The organism is Bradyrhizobium sp. SZCCHNS30572 (assembly GCF_032484415.1).
GTDB lineage: Bacteria > Pseudomonadota > Alphaproteobacteria > Rhizobiales > Xanthobacteraceae > Bradyrhizobium.
In genome coordinates, this window is sequence record NZ_JAUESY010000005.1 from 19315 (window position 1) to 32012 (window position 12698).

13 protein-coding genes are annotated in these 12698 nt (G+C 65.9%); 4 read left to right on the top strand and 9 right to left on the bottom strand.

What is annotated here, in order from left to right; all coding sequences use genetic code 11:
* Nucleotides 1–254: 254 nt before the first annotated feature.
* The 4 genes from QX048_RS14320 to folE form a co-directional block, all read right to left on the bottom strand.
* Nucleotides 255–1430: a DUF2336 domain-containing protein gene (locus tag QX048_RS14320; protein WP_316200538.1), complete on the bottom strand. Its 1176-nt coding sequence runs from the start codon at nt 1428–1430 to the stop codon at nt 255–257.
* Between the two features lie 288 nt (nt 1431–1718).
* Complete coding sequence (locus QX048_RS14325; RefSeq protein WP_316170242.1) at nt 1719–2744, bottom strand: lytic transglycosylase domain-containing protein; 1026 nt, start codon at nt 2742–2744, stop codon at nt 1719–1721.
* Nucleotides 2745–2893: 149 nt separating this feature from the next.
* Entirely contained in the window at nt 2894–3322 is a 429-nt protein-coding gene (gene hisI, locus QX048_RS14330) for a phosphoribosyl-AMP cyclohydrolase (RefSeq protein ID WP_315749472.1), read from the bottom strand.
* Between the two features lie 29 nt (nt 3323–3351).
* Nucleotides 3352–4059 carry a GTP cyclohydrolase I FolE gene (gene folE, locus QX048_RS14335; RefSeq protein ID WP_315714660.1) on the bottom strand — a complete coding sequence of 236 codons (708 nt, stop codon included), beginning with the start codon at nt 4057–4059 and terminating at the stop codon, nt 3352–3354.
* 226 nt (nt 4060–4285) lie between these two features.
* Here folE and QX048_RS14340 point away from each other — a divergent pair, with 226 nt between their 5' ends.
* Nucleotides 4286–4747, top strand: coding sequence for an iron-sulfur cluster assembly scaffold protein (locus QX048_RS14340; RefSeq protein ID WP_315826211.1), 462 nt, complete (start codon nt 4286–4288; stop codon nt 4745–4747).
* A gap of 110 nt (nt 4748–4857) precedes the next feature.
* Here the strand turns inward: QX048_RS14340 and QX048_RS14345 are convergent, their stop codons facing one another.
* Nucleotides 4858–5748, bottom strand: a complete 891-nt coding sequence (locus QX048_RS14345; RefSeq protein WP_315714662.1) for a hypothetical protein — start codon at nt 5746–5748, stop codon at nt 4858–4860.
* Nucleotides 5749–6010: 262 nt separating this feature from the next.
* On the opposite strand from QX048_RS14345, the gene yidD reads away from it, so the two are divergent.
* Together yidD and QX048_RS14355 are read left to right on the top strand one after the other, a co-directional pair.
* Complete coding sequence (gene yidD / locus QX048_RS14350) at nt 6011–6361, top strand: membrane protein insertion efficiency factor YidD (RefSeq protein ID WP_315749469.1); 351 nt, start codon at nt 6011–6013, stop codon at nt 6359–6361.
* Nucleotides 6362–6522: 161 nt separating this feature from the next.
* Nucleotides 6523–6735 carry a hypothetical protein gene (locus tag QX048_RS14355; protein WP_316159336.1) on the top strand — a complete coding sequence of 71 codons (213 nt, stop codon included), beginning with the start codon at nt 6523–6525 and terminating at the stop codon, nt 6733–6735.
* Nucleotides 6736–6744: 9 nt separating this feature from the next.
* On the opposite strand, the gene QX048_RS14360 is transcribed toward QX048_RS14355, so the two are convergent.
* On the bottom strand, nt 6745–7983 hold the full coding sequence (locus tag QX048_RS14360; protein WP_409998610.1) for a hypothetical protein: 1239 nt from the start codon (nt 7981–7983) through the stop codon (nt 6745–6747).
* A gap of 1 nt (nt 7984) precedes the next feature.
* Nucleotides 7985–9358 carry an APC family permease gene (locus tag QX048_RS14365; RefSeq protein ID WP_315826213.1) on the bottom strand — a complete coding sequence of 458 codons (1374 nt, stop codon included), beginning with the start codon at nt 9356–9358 and terminating at the stop codon, nt 7985–7987.
* Between the two features lie 340 nt (nt 9359–9698).
* On the opposite strand from QX048_RS14365, the gene QX048_RS14370 reads away from it, so the two are divergent.
* Nucleotides 9699–10910 (top strand): alpha/beta hydrolase, encoded by a 1212-nt coding sequence (locus QX048_RS14370; RefSeq protein WP_409998609.1) that lies wholly within the window; start codon nt 9699–9701, stop codon nt 10908–10910.
* Between the two features lie 21 nt (nt 10911–10931).
* On the opposite strand, the gene QX048_RS14375 is transcribed toward QX048_RS14370, so the two are convergent.
* Both QX048_RS14375 and QX048_RS14380 read right to left on the bottom strand, forming a co-directional pair.
* On the bottom strand, nt 10932–11282 hold the full coding sequence (locus tag QX048_RS14375; RefSeq protein ID WP_315714667.1) for a hypothetical protein: 351 nt from the start codon (nt 11280–11282) through the stop codon (nt 10932–10934).
* A 148-nt stretch (nt 11283–11430) separates the two neighbouring features.
* On the bottom strand, nt 11431–12606 hold the full coding sequence (locus QX048_RS14380) for an MFS transporter (RefSeq protein WP_315826214.1): 1176 nt from the start codon (nt 12604–12606) through the stop codon (nt 11431–11433).
* Nucleotides 12607–12698: the final 92 nt, after the last annotated feature.

The following is a 12698-nucleotide window of genomic DNA, read 5'->3' on the forward strand; positions in this document are numbered from 1 at the left end:
TCCATTCATTCCATCGCAGGATCGTTGGCCACCATCCATCCTGGCGTCATTTCGGGGCATCGCGCAGCGATGAGCCCGGAATCCATCGCCATAGAATGGAATGTGAGGCGCGCAAGCGGTGACAGCTTGCCTCGGCACGTTGCCCTGTGGTTATGGATTCCGGGCTCGCGCTTCGCGCGCCCCGGAATGACGGGCGGATAGATGTCGGCCTTGATTATCTGCTGAGGAATCCGCGGACGAACAGGCGAGCTGCGCTAGGCCGCGATCAGTCCGAACTCCAGCCCGGCGACGAAATCCTCCGCCATCACCTCGTCGCAGAACTCGCGGGCCTCGTCGCGTGCGGATTCGGTGGCGAAGCGGCGCAGCAGGATCAAGAGCGGCGCGGCCGCGTCGCGGTCGGTGGCGCAATGGGTGAGCACGCGCTCCACCATCTTGCGGCGCAGGATCGCTGCTCCGCTCAAGGTGTCGGCAAAGCCGTTCTCGCGGCAGACCTCGAGCGCGATGCTGAACGCGTCGAAGGTGGTGTCGGGAATGCCGGCCTTGCGCAGCAGCCCCTGCAGGCTGGCGCGACCGCGATCGTTGAGCAGCGCCGACACCCGCGCCCGCGGCATGTCGGCGAGCTCCGATAGCGCGATCTCGAACAATTCGACGTTGCCGGAGAGAAGCGCGCGCAGGATCAGGCCCGCGGTGAGTTGCGACGTTGCGCGCAGATGCTGGACCAGCCCGCGCAGCTCCTCGCCGCGCGAGCGCGCCGCGATGGTGATGGTCGAGCGGTCGCGCGCCTCATTGGTGATGCGCCCTGCTTTGTCGGCGCTGAGCCAGTTCCTGGCGACGACGAACTGCGCCAGCGTCTCGGACAGCTTGTCGACCAGCGCCGCGCGCGTCGCGGCCGGCAGGTCGTCCAGCACCAGCATCGCTTCGCGGATGGCGGCGAGGTGGCCGTGGCGCTCGACGATGCGGTCCCAGGAGAACGGCGCGAGCTCGGCATAGGCATTCTCGATCAGCTCGAGCGCGGCGGCGGCGCTGCCGACCTCGGCGATCGCGGCGCACACCGGCGCCGGCAGGCCGACGCGGCGCGCGATCGCGCATTGCGTGTCGGAGTTGCCGGTCGCGACGATGTCGACGAGGTCGGCATCGATCAAGAGCGGCGAATGTTCGAGGATGATGGCGGCCACGGAAGCCTGGTCCGTGGCGAGCGCCTGGACGATGGCGGCCGGCGCCTCCTCCGAGCGGGCGAACACCTCCGCCATCGCCTGCCGCACCAGCGGCGACGGATCGTCCAGCAGCATGAGGAGCGCGCCCTCCGCGGCGCCGCGATCCTCATCGCAAAGATCCGACAACAGCCACGCCCGCGCGAGCGCCCTGGTGGCCTCTGCCCGCTCACCGGCGGGTGCGGTTCTGACCCAACTGAGAAACTGCCGAACGATCATGGTCTTTCCGGCTTACGCAACTTGCAGACAAAGGCCACGAGGGCCTCAACAGCACCGAAAATAAACCACGACGCTTAACAAAGCGTTCACCATAAGTGGCTGGTTTTGTTGATGTTTTGTTAAGGCGGCAGGTTGTTTACATACTATGTTACCACTCAACGCCGCATTTGGCCGTAATCCGACGGGGGAAATGCGACCGCCGCCAGCGGCGCGAGCCGCGGCGGGACTTCAAAATAGTTCTTTTTGATCAATGGTTCAGCGACGAGCGCGACCGCCTTCGCCGGTGCATCAGCCCGAGAAGGTGCCGTGCGGATCGCTGAACAGGTCGAGCCTGCGCTGACCATTGCCGCTGGCATCGATACTGCCGCTCTCCGACGGGGTCGCGCTGGCAACCGATGAATGGCCCCATAGCTCGCGCACGGTCGGCGAGACCGCCTGGCTCGACTGGCCGTCAACCTGGAATAGCGAACGAAACATCGGATCTGCCGGCCGGTTGACCGCCGACGCATCGGCCGTCGTCGAGGAGCCGGACCGGGATGAGCCGCGCGCATCCGGAAACATCGACAGGAAGGTTGCGGTGTCGGTGGTCGGCAGCGCGCCGCCGCCGGCCGCATTGGCCGCGACATTCGTCCCACCATAGAGTGCAAGCGCGCCCCGGGTGGCCGACGAATTGGCGGCGCCTGCATAGCGCGTGTTCAGGACCGCATAGACCTGGGACACGCTGCGGGCTTGTCCGTCGCGATCGTAGAAGATCGGCCGGTTGGCCGCGGCGGCGCTGGGAAACATCCGCGCGGCCGACGCATTCGGCGTCTCCTGGGTGCTGGTGATCAGCTTCGCGGCGCCGCCGACACCCATGAAGTGCGCCATGTAGAGCTCGGCATCGGTCGGCCGGCGGCCGATCTTGCCGGCGAGCTGGAAGCTGTTCGATTGCGTGAGCGCAGCCGCCATCGCGGACGACGCCTGCGGGTCGTCGCGCAGCTTCATGATCGCCTGCCGCATGGCGGGATCGCTGACGGTGTAGTCGCCCGACGGTGTCCGGGTGATTGCGTCGGCATATTGGCCATAGCCGAGATCGGCGCCGGCTTCCTTCACCGTGCCGAGCCAGGTCTGGTCGATGAACTGGTAGAGCCCGCGCGCTGATGACGTCGAGGCGCCGGCGGTCGGATTGAAGTCGGACTCCATCTTGGCGGTCGACAGCAGATATTCGAAGCTGGTGCCGACGCTGTCAGCGGCCTGCTTGATCGCGCCTGCGACCTTCGCCCGGACGCCATCGAGGAAACCGGTTGACGAGGAGTTGGATGCGTCGACCGACATGGGAAGACCCGCTGTTTGCAGATTCGCTGGCAGACGAACGCGCCGGAAACGTCCGGCAAAATGCGGCGGGTATGGTTAATGGCGAGTTAATTCGCCGGGCCCGGCCGGGCCAATGAACGACCGGACAGGCCCGGAGGCAGGTCGCTGGCCTACTTGCGATAGACCTCGGCCGGATCGAACAGCCGGTCAGCATCGACGAAGACGAGCCGCGCACCGCTGCCGTCATCCGATCGCTCGACCTTGCGATAGAAGCAGGAATGGCGGCCGGTGTGGCACGCCGCGCCGGCCTGCTCGACGCGCAGCCAGACCGCGTCCTGGTCGCAATCGGTGCGCATCTCGACCACGCGCTGGGTCTGGCCCGAGCTCTCCCCCTTGCGCCACAACGCATTGCGCGAGCGGCTGAAATACCAGGCTTCGCCGGTCGCCACCGTCTTGCGCAGGGCCTCCTCGTTCATGTGGGCGACCATCAGCACGTCGCCGCTCACGGCATCGGTCGTCACACAGGTGACGAGGCCGGCCGCGTCGAACTTGGGCAGGAAGGCCAAGCCCTCCTCGCGCTCAACTGAGGATGAAGACACGAAACTCTCTGCTCAACGGGTTGGCAGGCTTACCGTTGCGGCGACCGCACCATGGACAGGAAGCGCGACTGCTCGGCCGGATTGTCCCTGAACATGCCGGTGAAGCGGCTGGTGAAGGTGATGGCGCCGTGCTTGGCGACGCCCCGCACCGACATGCAGGTGTGCTCGGCCTCGATCATGACGGCGACTCCGCGCGGCTTCAGCACCTCGTCGATCGCAGCCGCGATCTGGGCGGTGAGATGCTCCTGGGTCTGCAGGCGGCGGGCGAAGATGTCGGTCAGGCGCGCCAGCTTGGACAGGCCGACCACCCGCTCGACCGGCGTATAGGCGATATGCGCGCGGCCGTAGAAGGGCATCATGTGATGCTCGCATTGCGACGTGAACTCGATGTCGCGAATCAGCACGAAGTCGTCATAGCCGGCGGTCTCGCCGAAGGTGCGGTCGAGCACCTCGGCCGGGCACTGGTGATAGCCCTGGTACAATTCATCATAGGCCTCGACGACCCGGCGCGGCGTGTCGACCAGCCCCTCGCGGGTCGGATCCTCGCCGATGTAATTCAGGAGCGTGTAAACCGCGGCCTCGGCTTCCGCGCGCGACGGCCGTGGCCGATCCGGCCGCACGGCGGCGGCGAGAAAATCGGCAGGATCGAGCTCTGCAGCGCGGGGGTCAGTCAGCTTGGCGTCTAACGGCTTGCCCTCGGGCTTGTTCGCGCGCAACGTCTTGATCAAAGTGTCCATCTCAACTCCGTTCGACCGGTCGGCGGTCCGACCGGAGTGTCACCGGCACAGCATCACCTTGAGGGCGTCACCTGCAGAGGTGCCACACGCAGGCTGGCGCCTCTCGCGCCGGACGCCTGTGGATGTGGCTGGAATTCCTGCCAATCGTTTCCATATACTCGCAATATAGGGCGATGAAACCCGGCCGCCAAGGCCGCCACGCCGGTAATTCCGGGACGTCAGGCACATGCTGAACGACATCTACAACAAGCGCATCATCGAGCTGGCCGGCAACATTCCGCGGCTCGGACGGCTGGACCACCCGGACGCCACCGCCACCGCCCATTCCAAGCTGTGCGGCTCGACCGTCAAGGTCGACCTCAAGATGGACGGGCCCGTGGTGACCGACTTCGCCCACGACGTGAAGGCCTGCGCCCTCGGCCAGGCCTCCTCCTCGATCATGGCCCGCCACGTCATCGGTTCCAGCGCCGCGGAGCTGCGCGAGCTGCGGGAGACGGTGAGAAGGATGCTGAAGGAGAACGGTGCGCCGCCGGAAGGCAAATGGGCCGACATCGCCCTGCTCGAGCCGGTGCGCGACTACAAGGCCCGCCACGCCTCCACGATGCTGACGTTCGATGCCGTGGTGGACGCGATCGGCCAGATCGAGGCCAAAGCCAACGGCGAGCAGCCGGCCGCGGCCCAGGGCTGAGGCGGCATCATTCCCCCGCACGTCGAAATCACATAGCCAGCTCGCACGAGGGTGACGGCACCGGTCGCCCCTTTCGGACGCTGGCGCCGGTTCGCCAGCGACGTCGCTGCCTATTGCGGCGGCGTCGCCGCCACCGTCGCCGCCGGAAGCGCTTCGGCGGTGCGGGAGAGTTGCTTGTCGAGCGCGGCCGGGAAGCGGTCCTGCTGCTTGTCCCTGGCCTGCGGCTTCGGCGCGAGCTCGGCGACGGGCACCGCCCCCTTTGGCGGCAGCACCTCGGCGACCAGATCCGTGGTCACGATATTGGTGAGGCGCAGCTCGGCGCGCGACAGCTCATGCAGGTCCTCCCAGGGCGGCACGTTCAGCGCCAGCGACAGCAGATCGCCCGCTCCGCCCATGTCGAAGGTGTATTTGGCGAGACGCCCGATGTCGCGCTCGACGATCATCAGGTCCTGCGCCGTATAGCTCGCCGCCTTGGCGTCGTCCGCTCGGTCTCCCATCCAGATCTGGTGAACGCGGACATGGGCGGTGTCCGGAACATAACGCGTGGTTCCAGCCAGCAGCAGGAACACGCACATCGACTCGCAATAGGCCTCGGGCACCACGCGCGGCCGGTCACCCGCGCGGCTCGGACGCTGGGTCATGCCGACCGTGGTGCGCATCTTCAGCCCACGGAACCGGCGACCCAGGGTTATGGCGTCGTTGACCGAACCACCGCTGGAGTCGAGCACCAGGGTGGCGCCCGTCAGGTCCCGATCCCTCGCGAAATCCTCGAAATCCTTCGGCGTGTCGCCGGTAACGATCCCGACCGCGCTGACCCAGCCGCAATTCGGCTCGCAGGCGACCCAACCGAACCGCATCGGGAGTTTGCGCTCTTCGAGCGCGCCGCCGGCGCGCGCCGTGTTGGACATAACGGTGATCGCCCCACCGACCACCAAACCAAGCGCTGCCACACCGAGTAGCATCCAGCGCAATTCATGCGACCGCAGCAATCTCACGCGCAATCCGTCCCCCTCGTATAGCTCGGTACGCAGTTCCTCGGTTTTCTTACGGAAAGACCTGACAAGCTGGCCTCAAATCCGTTATTAGTCTGTCACATCCTTGTCGGGAAACGTATCCGGGCAATCACCGACCGTCCAGCTGCGGCGTGCTGCGGCGCCGCTGAAAACTGGCCATTGTTGCATCACATCACCACAAATGAACGAGAGCAGGGTTCCCTGCCGAGGAACCGGTCAGAAACTCGCACATCCATCTGGCATTTCGCTCATGAAGCACTCATGCTCCGACATCGGCTGCCATTCTGCGCACATCGGGTCGCTGCTGGGGCGACTCCCGCGCCGCGCGGCTCACGCGCTGATCTGGCTTTATCGCCACACATTGTCGCCGCTGGTCGGCTACAATTGCCGGCACCTGCCGACGTGCTCGGTCTATGCTGATGAAGCCATCGAGCGCTTCGGGCTCTGGGCAGGCGGCTGGATGACGCTCGCCCGGCTGCTGCGCTGCCAGCCCTTTGGCACCTCCGGCATCGACAACGTCCCAACGACGGCTCCTGCGCGCGCCCGCTGGTACCTGCCTTGGCGCTATGCGCGATGGCGCGGCGTCAACGGGCCGAACTGAGGTGCAGCGCAACAAGCACCGAATCGATCGATCGACCTCGCAGATGGCGCTGGCGAAATCCCACGCCAGGACTATGCTTCTGCAATGCGACGGCGCTGTCAGCAGGAACCGCGCCGCTTGGACTGGCATTGATGTGACGCTTCCTTCGGGAGGAAACAACGATGCGCTGGACAATCAGCCCCAGAAGCCACCGAGCGCGCAAGAGTGTCGGTCCCAATCATGCCGGCCATCATGACGCACGCCAGGTGGACCTGCTCTGCATCATCGCTTTGTTGATCGTCATTGTCGGTGCCTGGCGCTATCTCACGGACAGCACCGCCCTGCCCCCGACGACGACGTCCTACATCGTGCCCAGCCAGAGCGTGCACTGGTGAGATTCGCCCCTACCATCTCGGCCAGAAGATGAAATCGTCGCGCCGCGGCGGCGGATAGAGAGGAACCGGCTCCGGCGCCCGCGGCACGCGCCGGGCGCGCGGCGGCGGCTGGTAATCCGTCTCTGGAAGGACGCTCGCTTCGGCCGAGACTGTCGCGTCGGCCGGAGGCGATCTCACCGCGAGCAGGACATTCGATTCACGCGTGCGCCAGCGATAGCCGATCCCGAACTCCAGCGGCTGCGCGCGCTCGAACAGCTTCGCATAGCTCCTCTGATACATGTCCGGAAACTTGTCGATCGGCCCGGCGTAGCGTCCGAACGGCAGGAAACGCCAAGCCCGCGCTTCGTAGCTTGCGAGCGGGATGCCGGAATCGTCCTGGATGATGGTGGCGCTGTTCTTCAGCAGCCAGCTACGGACCCGCCCGAAGCCGTTCTCATGCAACAGATAGGACGCGCTCTTCAGGAGACTGTCGCCCGGCCCCAGCGGCTCGCAGAACTTGAGCAACCCGCTCGCCTTCACGCCGGAATCGGAGAGATCGCTGGAGAAGTAGTAGAGCGTCTTGGCGACCCCGTCGGCGCCGGCAAACAGGATGCGCGCGCCCTTGGTCGCATTGCGCGTCGGCGCCTCGTCGTTGCCGTGCAATCCGCCGTTCTCGTCCAACCAGATCAGACTGGCCTCGCGGATCGTCTTGCCGGTGCGCGCCAGGAAGACGTAGAGGATCGGCAAGGTCCCTTCGAGCTCGCCTTCGCGCAAGTCGACCTTCATGTCCTTGGTGATGAAGAAGGAGAAGCTCAGGACCGATTGCAACGAGCGTTCGACATAGGACAGCGCCGGGCCGATGCTGCCTCGGGGCAATCTGGTCAGGTCCGGGATCGGGCCCGTCGGCTCGAGTGCCGCCAGGACATAGGTCGTTGCCTTCGGATGAAAGGCATCGGCATAGAGAAAATCCGGCCCCGAGAAGAAATAGAACATCGACGGCCGCGGCGCGGCCAGATTGGCATCCGCCCAGGCCCTGATCTTCGACAATTGTCGCTGCTCGAGCTGATTGAAGGCGTTGTCGAAGAACGCCGCGTGGCGCCGCCACGCCGGATCCTGCACGAAGGGCAGGAGCGGCGAGCCCGCTGCTGGCGGCATGCCCGCCAGCACCCGCGCCGTATCGTCCGGCGTGGTGGTCTGAGCCCGAGCCTCGAAGCTCATGGCAAGGATCAGACATGCGACGGCGAACCAGACTCTCGAGACCAACAGCATTTCAATCCGAACCCGATGCGAGCGTTGCGGCGATACGGCGCGATCGCGCGTGAGCGAACCAATAGATCACCAATCCCGACGCCATTGCGCCTGCGCCGAGCCCTGCCTGCAAGGGCCGCGTTGTGATGAGATAGTACATCATGAAGAAGGTCACGCTGAGGAAAATCAACGGCGTGACCGGATAGCCCCAGGCGCGGTAGGGTCGCGTGAGTTCGGGCTGCGCGATGCGCAGCTTGATCAGTCCGAGCACAGCGAGAAGCGAGCAGGACAACAGCGAGAACTGGACGACGTCCAGCACCGCCTCGAAGCTTTCCGTGAACAGCATCAGGGTGGCGACCGTGAGCTGGAACAGCACGGCATAGGCCGGCGCCCCATTACGCGAGCGCCGCGCAAACACCGACAGCGCCGGAATGTCCTCGCCCATCGTCATCAGCACGCGCGGGCCGATCCACATCATCGCGGCAATGGAAGGAACCAGTCCGACGCAGATCATCGCGGCCACGAAGCGCCCGCCGGTCTCGCCGAAGATATGACTGCCCGCGATGCTCGCGACCTGGAGCTGGCCTGCGAGCGCGTCCATCGGTGCAGCCCGCAGGAAAACAGCGTTGAGCGCAATGTAGAGCACCAGAACGATCACCGTGCCCAGCAGCAGCGCGCGCGGCAAGGTCCGCTCCGGCGCATGCAGTTCGCCGATGATGTAGGTCGCCGCGTTCCAGCCGGAAAACGCGTACATCACGAACACCAGTCCGGTTGCGAACGCCGCACTCGTCACGTGGCCGATATCGGCCGCGGTCGGCAGGAAAGTGACCGACTGCGGGGCGGCAATGGTGTAGCCGGCGATGAGAAAGGCGGTGATGAGCGCGAGCTTCAGCATGGTCGACAACAGCTGGAAGCGGCTCGACTGCCTGATGCCGCCGAGCTGCACCGCTGTCACGAGCCAGACTGCACCCGTGGCGAGCAGCATCGGCGGAGCACTGGTGATGACGGCCCGACCATATTCGCCGAACGCCATGGCCGCGAGCGCCACCGGCGCCGCGAAGCCCACCGTCGCCGAGACCCACCCGGCCATGAAGCCGATCGCCGGATGGAACGCCCGTGTGAGGAAATTGTATTCGCCGCTCGAGCGCGGAAACATCGTGCCGAGTTCGGCATAGGACAGCGCCCCGCAGATCGACACCAGTCCCCCGACCGCCCACAGCGCCAGAATGGAGAAGCCGGACGGGATGTCCCGGACCTGGAAGCCGAGGCTGGTGAAGACGCCGACTCCGATCATGTCGGCGATGACGATCGCGGTCGCGACCGGCAAGGACACGGATGGAACCCGGTCGCCGTCTGTCCGGCCCCGGCCGGGATCGTCCGCCTCGGATGCAGCCATCTCGTCGAGGGACGCCCGGCGCCCCTTCCTCTGCCTCAGCCCAGGTTCCCGCCGAAGCATTCAAACATCGTTAACGGGCGTTAAATATGACCTTCCTCAAGGGTATTTTTGAACCGATTTCGGCTGGGCTGGGCTGCGGCATTGCATCGGGCCGCCGGCCGTCCCACAATCGCGACACGTTCGCGTGGTGTGTCCCGGTACGCCCGGGGTCGACCGGACACGATCCTTAACGCGACCTCAATTTCGGCGGCGCAGGTTGAACGAAATCCGCTGGTTGAAGAGCCGTGTTGCGGCTCGAACGCGTCTTTGGGGACGGATGATCGGGGAAGACGAGAAAGTGGTGACGTCTGTGCGCAGGGGCTCGTGCCTCTGGTGGCGCGCGGCATCGGCGCTGGCAATCTGCCTTTCCTTCACGCATTGCGGCAAGGCGCCCAATCCCGAGGCGTTGGCCGCCAACGCATCGACGGCCCAGGGGCTGACCTTCGACGATCGTTTTCCGGCACCTGAATTCAGCGACCGCTTCCCGTCCGCGCAGGAGAGCTTCCGGCTTCACACGCCCTCCGACTTCGCTCCGAAGCCGGCGCCCTCACAGATCGCATCGCTGGAGCCGCAACGGTCGGAACGGCGGCAGCGTGAGGATCTGACGACCCTCGTCAGCATGCAGTCGTCGGCCTTTCCCTATTTCGGTAACAATCCGGCATCCGACGCGCCATTCCTGAACGTCAGCAACGGTGAGCGCCGCGGCCACCGCAGCTTGTCCGGCCGCGTCTACTGGCAGGACCAGACCTACAACGACAGCCGTGTGCTGGTGCACGTCCCCGAACAATTCGATGTGCGCAAGCCGGGCGTGATCGTCGTGTTCTTCCACGGCAACGGCGCCACGCTGGAGCGCGACGTGCGCGACCGCCAGTTGGTGCCGCAGCAGATCACCGCGGCCGGCGTCAACGCGGTGCTGCTCGCGCCGCAGATGGCCGTCGACGCCGCCGATTCGAGCGCCGGCAAGTTCTGGCAGCCCGGCGGCTTCAAGCGCTTCATGGACGAGGCTGCGGCCAGCCTCGCCCGCCTGACCGGCAATCCGGCCGCCGCGAAGACGTTCGCCGGCATGCCCATCGTGATCGTCGGCTACAGCGGTGGCTTCCTTCCCACGGCCTGGAGCCTCGAGGTCGGCGGCATCGGCGACCGCGTGCGCGGCGTCGTGTTGCTCGATGCGGTCTACGGCCAGCTCGACAAGTTCGCCAACTGGGTCGAGCGCAACCGCTCCGGCTTTTTCATCAGCTCCTACACGCGCTACACTGCGCGGCATGATCAGGAACTGATGGCGATGCTGCGCAATCGCGGCATCGAAGTCTCCGAGGACATGGACCGGCCGCTGCGCCCGGGCAGCGTCGTCTTCGTCGAGACCGACGAGGGCATCACCCATCGCGACTACGTCACGCAGGCATGGACCCGCAACCCGATCAAGGATGTGCTGGTCAAGATGGCGGCCGCCCAGCCGCCGATCCGGATCGCGGCCGGAGCCCAGGACATGTCGAACCGCGTGTCGAGCCGCTGAGACAGAGGCCGCCGCAATGCCTCAGGACTTCGGAAGCTTCTCGACGAAGCCGTTGAAGCAGGCGAGCCGCTCATCCTCTTCCTTGGTGAACTTGCAGTCGCCGACCACCTTGGCCTTCATCGCCTTCGGCTTGGCTGCCGGCGGAATGACGGCGTCGTAGCAGTTCAGGCGCTCCTTGGTTCCGTCGTCGATCTCCAGGCAGGCCTGGAGCTTGGCGGCCGCCGATTGCGGCTTGGCCGGCGCGGCGGCGGCGGTCTTCGTCCCCTTCGGCTTGACCTGCACCAGCGGACGGTCACCGACCATCGGCGCGCTCTGGGCCAGCGCAGGGGTGCACAGCAGCACTGCGGCCAGGCTCAACATCATCTTCTTCATGCCATATCTCTCTCATCCGACCCGTGGGCACGCGAGGACGTCCGTCGATGCTACTCGCCGGCCGTGGCAGAATCCACGCCCCAGCAGCCCCCCACGACATCGGCCTTTAATCCGGTCGGGCCGGCTTTGCCAAGCGCCAACCCGCTGCTCAGGCCGGAACCGCAGTCCGCGCGCGCTGGCGGCTGGCCAGAATTGCCAGCAACGCCAGGGTCAGGAACATCAGTGCGACGTAGCCGGTGGCTCCGAGCAGGTCGCGTGCAAACAGGCTGCCGCCGATCGCGGAGCCGATGGCCTGGCCGATATAGAGCACGGAGGTGTTGAGCGACACCGACGCCGAGGCAAGCGGCGGCGCGGCTGCCACCAGCCGAACCTGCTGCATCGAATTGGTGGACGCAAACCCCAACCCCCAGATGGCGACCGCCACCGCCATGAGGCCGTAGGTGCCCGCCGCCAGCGTCCAGGCCGACACACCGGCGAACATCAGGCAGGTGAACAAGAGCGATGTCCGGTAGGCCCCCCAGCCATCGACGATCCGGGTTGCGATGACGACGCCGAGAAAGCCGCAGGCGCCGTAGATCGCGAACACCAGCCCGATCTGGTTGGAGTCCGCGCCAGTCAGGCGCTTCAACAGCGGTCCCATGAAGGTGAAGATCACGAACTGCCCCGACATCTGCAGGGTCGTGACCAGGAGCAGCAGAACCACCAGACGGTTACGGCCGAGCTCGGTCCAGGTCTTCAACGCAACCGGCGCGCCCTTCAGGCCGGATGGCAGGCGCCATGTCAGCAGAACAAAGCTGACCGCGCCGGCCGCACCGACGGCGAGATAGGCAGCCCGCCAACCAGAATGACTGCCGATGAAGGTGATCATGGGCAGCCCCACGGCGGCCGCCAGCGACCAGCCCAGGAAGACATAGGCGATGGTGCTGCCGCGTCTCTCGACCGGGCTGATCAGCGCCGCCGTCCCGGCGGCCTGCGGTGTATAGAGCGCGCCGACCGCGAGCATCACCAAGCGCAGCACCAGCAGGCTCGCATAATCGGGCGCAAACGCCGAGGCGAGATTGCCGAGCGTGAGGACCATGAGCGTCGCTGCGAGCAGACGGCGGCGATCGAAGCGGCTCGTCAGCCAGGCGGTCAAGGGCGAGCAGATGCAGAGCACCACCGCGCCGAAGGTGATCAGGAGTCCCGCCGTCTGAACGCCGACAGCGAGATCCGCGGCGAGCTCGGACAGCAGGCCGGCGGGCGCGAGCACCGAGCAGCCGGTGACGAGATTGCCGAGCATGAGCGCGGTCGGCGCAAAGCGCCCGGAAGCGAAAGTGGATGTCATCGCGCCTCAATAGCAGAGAATTTCATGCATTTGCATGAAAATGTCTCATGCCGCCCATGACTTTCTCTCGTCCTCCCTCCTTCGTCCTGGCC

Bases quoted from the DNA above. Each gene is read 5' to 3' on its own strand.
- QX048_RS14320 (WP_316200538.1), bottom strand. From the start codon at position 1,430: ATGATCGTTCGGCAGTTTCTCAGTTGGGTCAGAACCGCACCCGCCGGT.
- QX048_RS14325 (WP_316170242.1), bottom strand. From the start codon at position 2,744: ATGTCGGTCGACGCATCCAACTCCTCGTCAACCGGTTTCCTCGATGGC.
- folE (WP_315714660.1), bottom strand. From the start codon at position 4,059: ATGGACACTTTGATCAAGACGTTGCGCGCGAACAAGCCCGAGGGCAAG.
- QX048_RS14340 (WP_315826211.1), top strand. From the start codon at position 4,286: ATGCTGAACGACATCTACAACAAGCGCATCATCGAGCTGGCCGGCAAC.
- yidD (WP_315749469.1), top strand. From the start codon at position 6,011: ATGAAGCACTCATGCTCCGACATCGGCTGCCATTCTGCGCACATCGGG.
- QX048_RS14355 (WP_316159336.1), top strand. From the start codon at position 6,523: ATGCGCTGGACAATCAGCCCCAGAAGCCACCGAGCGCGCAAGAGTGTC.
- QX048_RS14360 (WP_409998610.1), bottom strand. From the start codon at position 7,983: ATGCTGTTGGTCTCGAGAGTCTGGTTCGCCGTCGCATGTCTGATCCTT.
- QX048_RS14365 (WP_315826213.1), bottom strand. From the start codon at position 9,358: ATGGCTGCATCCGAGGCGGACGATCCCGGCCGGGGCCGGACAGACGGC.
- QX048_RS14375 (WP_315714667.1), bottom strand. From the start codon at position 11,282: ATGAAGAAGATGATGTTGAGCCTGGCCGCAGTGCTGCTGTGCACCCCT.
- QX048_RS14380 (WP_315826214.1), bottom strand. From the start codon at position 12,606: ATGACATCCACTTTCGCTTCCGGGCGCTTTGCGCCGACCGCGCTCATG.